We start from the raw sequence: 4,210 nt of genomic DNA on the forward strand, positions 1-4,210 counted from the left end.
CTTCGGCCTGCTTGAGCACGGCGATGATCTGGCTATCGGTGAAGCGGGACTTCTTCATGGAACCTCCTCGGGAAAGCGTACGAGAAAATTCCACTTCTGGGATCAGCTAATCTGCGGGGGGATTACCGCAGAAGTCGTGATCCATAGTTGGCAGCCCGGCATCCAAGTAGTGTCGTGCATCGAGGCATTGCACAAGCACAGCGCTCTTTCGCTTAAGGCTTCTGCTGCGGTCATGGAGAGTGTTCTTGGCGGTACTTCTCAAACCGTAGCTGTTGCCACGCAATCGGAGGCAACCGATCTTTCGGATATTCTTGTAGGGCTGGGGGCGCTGGCACATGTGGCTTCAGCGGCCTAACAATTCATTCAAGCCGACGCCGCTTCGCGGCGCGGCTTAACTCAGGCGTTAGGCCGCAGTGGGGCAATGTTCGGGGTGGTTCCTGCTTCGGCCAATCCACTAGCTGTTTCCCGGTCGGCTCCGGCCACCGTTCTTCACCATTTCCAGCATCGGCCAGTTCGCGGCTTCGGCCTTGGCGTCAGGTTCGCCACACTCGGTTTGCCTTTGGCTTCGGCGGCTCCACACCTCCAGCTTCACCGGGCAAGCCCCGTCTTGTCGGCTGTGGCATCATCGGCCTTCGTTGTGTTGTTCAAGCAGGCAGCAATGGTCGGCTGCAATTCTATCGGCCACTGCTGCCTAACAACTCATTCAAGCCGACGTTGCTTCGCAACGCGGCTTAATTCAGGCGTTAGGGCTGTTCCCGAATTTTCATGTTCGCGTGGGTTCCGCGTCGGGCAGTTTTCGGGGCCAGCCCCCCTGCTCCGGCATTCTGCGCCGCACCATCTTTCCCGATCGCCTTTCCCGCAAGCCGCTGGCTGATGGTGCTGTGCGCAGCACCCGGATTCCCGAGAGTTCACGGGGCAAGCCAATCCCGGTGTCTTTGTCGTACAGTTCGCTGATCCGGGGTTGGGCCACGGGGCTCACAGCCCTAACAATTCATTCAAGCCGATGCCGCTTCGCGGCACGGCTTAATTCAGGCGTTAGGCCGCTATGAAGTACGTTGCACGACCTCGAGAGTTCAGGTGTCCAGACATGCATACCATCGGGTACATTTCTGGTGGGGAATTAGCGAGAGGAGATGCAATGCCGCTGCCCGACCGAGTCGAGATTGAACTTGAGCCAGGTAGTGAGCACTGCATGATGTATCGGTATACTCGGACCGGGGAGCTCTGTGGTGACACATGGCATGAGGATTTGGACGCAGCGTTTATGCAGGCCGAGCATGAGTACGGTCTTAGCGCCTCTGATTTCCTTGCAGTCCATGAGGGCCAGTCGGACAGCAGCCGTGGCGGTACGGCCTAACAATTCATTCAAGACGACGCAGCTTCGCTGCGCGGCCTAATTCAGGCGTTAGGCCTCATGCGAACCACTCTCGCTCTTTTAATACTCCTCCTTACGACCCCGGCGTGGTGTCGTGAGATACCGTCCTCTGAGCTGAGCATTGGGGGCGTTGTGTCAGGCGACACGGAGGCAAGTGTGCTTCGCCTCTTGGGCGAGCCTTCGCGCCGAGTCGATACTGACGAAGGCATTGAGCTACAGTATCCCGGTCTTGTCGCTACGGTAGGCTGGCTTGAGCAACGGGGTGCGGGGTACAACGGCGCGTCTTGGCACTCCGCGGTACCGGCCCCAAGGCCTGCACGCCACGCGGCCTGTGTCCGGGCATGCCGGCCTCGGAAGTGAGTCGCCTGTATGGCCCTTCCGTCCCCGTCCAAAGAGAGTCCGGCACCTTCGTCGAGTATCAGCCAGCAGGTTTCAGTTGCTGGCTGCAAATTTCGATGCCAGCCGGTGCCGTTGAGGCTGTGGCCGTGGCATGCCAGCCATGAGGCCTAACAATTCATTCAAGCCGACGCCGCTTCGCAGCGCGGCTTAATTCAGGCGTTAGGGCGCAGGGGAAGCCATGCGATTGTTCTTACAGATGATCCTCTACCTGCCGCTGCTGTACGGCCACTGGTTTGTTCACGCAGAACTCGCAATGTGGGTTCATTGGCTGCCAGACTTGTTCTCTACTCGTCCCTGGCAACTCTCGGGGCTACTCGTTGGATCGGCTCTTTGCGGCGTCCTGGCTGGGGCAATATTTTCGCTTCCTGTTCTCATCCTTTACCGCGAATGGGCAGCATTCATTGCCCTAACCATCTCTCTTCTTGGAGCGGCATTCGACTTCTACCTCATGTCAGTTCCGTCCACTCGGCCATTCACGCTCGCGGCGCTCGCGACTGACTTGATCGTGTTCGCTGTGGCACTCCCAGCTTGGGTTCTTCTGCTCCGGCGGCTGCACCCTAACAATTCATTCAAGCCGACGCCGCTTCGCGGCGCGGCTTAATTCAAGCGTTATGCCCCATGCCAATCAGTGCCAGCGCCTTGCTCGCTTCTTTGCTCGCAGCTTCCTGCTCAGCTGTGGAGCTCCCAACTATTCTGGATGAAGATATCTCCATCGGCGGCGTCGCACTCGATGCCGAAGAGTCCCTTGTGGTGAGTTTGCTCGGTCAACCTCAGCGCGTCACAGAGACCGGCGACTTCCTCAACATCCAACTGGACTACCCAGGCCTTACCATCTGGCTCGGTGAGGGGCGCCGAGTCGGAGAGATTCTGAGCACTAGCCAAGAGCACTGCACTCCAAGCGGCATCTGTCCTGGCATGGCGCTCTCACAGGTGCAAGCCCTGCATGGCCCACCATTGATTGTCGCTCGCGAGGATGGACAGTTCATGGAGTACTTTCCCAAGTCCGACTTCCCGTGTTGGTTGCAGCTGACGATCGCTGACGACGTAGTACAGTCTGTTAGAGCGGAGTGTCAGCCGTGATGGGGCATAACAATTCATTCAAGCCGACACCGCTTCGCGGCGCGGCTTAATTCAGGCGTTAGGCCGCACACCATGCACCGTCTCTACCCGACAGCAGATGACTTTGAGGCGACCATCCGGATTCTTACGGAGTCAGAGGGTGGCCGTAAGACTTCCCCCTTCAATGGCATCCGCTGGGACTTCTCGTACGCTGCGGACGACTCCTCCGACCAGCTATTTATGATTTGGCCTGATTTCTACGAACCCAATGGAGACAGCTTGCCCACGGATTCGCCTCTGCCTCTAGGCGTAGACCTCTCCGCACGGATGACCGTAGTCGTTGATGAGATGCGAGAGCAAACTCATCGTGCCCGCATCAAGCCTGGCATAGAGTTCTATTGCCATGAGGGGCCAAAGAGAGTCGCAGTTGGCCGGGTTACCCGTATCACCGGGCTGTACAGTGCACGCGCAAGTGCGGCCTAACAATTCATTCAAGCCGACGTTGCTTCGCAACGCGGCTTAATTCCAGCGTTAGGCCCCTAATGCTCCCTCAGCATCTTCTGACAGAATCCACAGAGAGCCGTGTCACTTGTCTGGATTCAGGCCAGACTGGGACGCTTCTCGTGAGGGTTGTGTATCAGGCCCGTGGCCGCGACCAGCAGCGATCCCCTCTGTACCTCGCACGCTTCACTGCTGACGACGCATACCAAGAGTGGAACGATGAGGATCAGGAGTGCAGCCGCACCAGCATCGTTGCCGAGTTCAAGACGCGGGGTGAGTTGGGTACATATGTGTCAGGCAAGTACAGTTTGGCTTAGAAGTCTCTTGCCCGGCTTGAAGGCTGGTAAGAGGCCTAACAATTCATTCAAGCCGACACCGCTTCGCGGCGCGGCTTAACTCAGGCATTAGGCGGTAGTGCCGTACGTGCGGCGGGGCTTCCATCTTCGGCAAGCGCACTGGCGCGTCGGCGGTCGGCTCCGGGTCGCTGTCCTCACGTTCACCGCTATCGGACCGGTCGCTGCTTCGCCCTTTCGCTTCATCACCCAGCTGCGCTCGCTGCCTTTGGCTTCGATTACATCCAGCGGTCAGTGCCTCGGGCAAGCCCCAAGCCCGTCACCTGTGGCATGCTCGGCTCACGGCGGCAGTGCTGGGGAGCACGGTCCATGGTTCATCACCTCCTGGCACCACCGCCTAACAATTCATTCAAGCCGACGCCGCTTCGCGGCGCGGCTTAATTCAGGCGTTAGGCTCTATGCCGCAGCTTCAGCAACGAACCACCTGGCTTCTAGCGCTCTTCATTGCCTCGGCGCAAATCTTGGGTGCTACTGGCTTCTACCAGTACCAGATGGCCGCGATCTCATCCGGCTCCTTCGCTTC

At 58.6% G+C, this 4,210-nt stretch carries 3 protein-coding genes; all 3 read left to right on the forward strand.

The window, feature by feature from the left end; translation table 11 throughout:
* Positions 1-355: hypothetical protein (locus LDO26_RS18050; RefSeq protein WP_232132479.1), on the forward strand; the 355-nt coding region annotated here is incomplete at its 5' end.
* A 1,615-nt stretch (positions 356-1,970) separates the two neighbouring features.
* A complete protein-coding gene (locus tag LDO26_RS18055) occupies positions 1,971-2,375 on the forward strand; it encodes a hypothetical protein (protein WP_232132480.1) in 405 nt (134 codons plus the stop codon).
* A gap of 17 nt (positions 2,376-2,392) precedes the next feature.
* The gene (locus LDO26_RS18060; RefSeq protein WP_232132481.1) at positions 2,393-2,854 is read left to right on the forward strand and encodes a hypothetical protein; all 462 of its coding nucleotides are present in this window, start codon (positions 2,393-2,395) and stop codon (positions 2,852-2,854) included.
* Positions 2,855-4,210 lie beyond the last annotated feature (1,356 nt).

The organism is Proluteimonas luteida, assembly GCF_021191695.1.
GTDB classification, from domain to species: Bacteria; Pseudomonadota; Gammaproteobacteria; order Xanthomonadales; family Xanthomonadaceae; genus Luteimonas; species Luteimonas luteida.